Here is a 597-nt window from a genome sequence, read left to right as displayed (position 1 = left end):
CTCACATTTCAGATTATCAATTCCATTTACCGATATAATAGATTTTTAATACTTTCGAGGTTCTCTCCTTTCCTATTCCCTGTTATTACATTTCATCAAAATGTCTTGTAACACAAGCAATTCGTTATATGTAATTTGTTTTGCCAGTATGATAAGTTCCCGCAAAGTGTATACTGCTTCATTTTCGATGTCCGATTCGGACAACTCAGGGGGATTCATTCCCGTAAAACCTGCGCTTTGGTCTGCTGAACGCTCCGCCAGTAAACTGGCCTGCGCTGCTCCGATCTGAGCCTCCTCTGCCCTCTTCGCGGCTTTCTCCGCTCTTTTTACTGTCTCATTAAGCTTTTTCTCATCTGCCGCCTTCTGCTGCCTTTCCTTTACCATTGCTGCTATGTCTTTTGCTTCCACTTTGTCTGTAGCCGCCTGCTCTGCTATCTTCTTTTGTTCCGCCTCTGGTAGTCTTGCGGTTTCATAGGCGGCTGAAATTCCAATGTTTCCAGCCTGGAACTGCTCTTTCGCCTCCTCTATTAAGCTGTTGTTGATTTTTTCCATTCTCCCCATCTGTCCTGATGTTTCTCCAATGATTTCCCCCACCAA

General features: G+C 44.4%; 1 pseudogene. It reads right to left on the bottom strand.

Annotated features, from left to right (window positions below):
- Positions 1-72: 72 nt before the first annotated feature.
- Positions 73-597, bottom strand: a pseudogene (locus tag H8S75_RS32385) (ParB/RepB/Spo0J family partition protein); the annotation flags it as partial.

The organism is Hungatella hominis (assembly GCF_014288005.1).
Lineage (GTDB): Bacteria > Bacillota > Clostridia > Lachnospirales > Lachnospiraceae > Hungatella > Hungatella effluvii.
The sequence above is the reverse complement of the archived record's forward strand: the minus strand, read 5'-3'. Positions and strand labels throughout refer to the sequence as shown.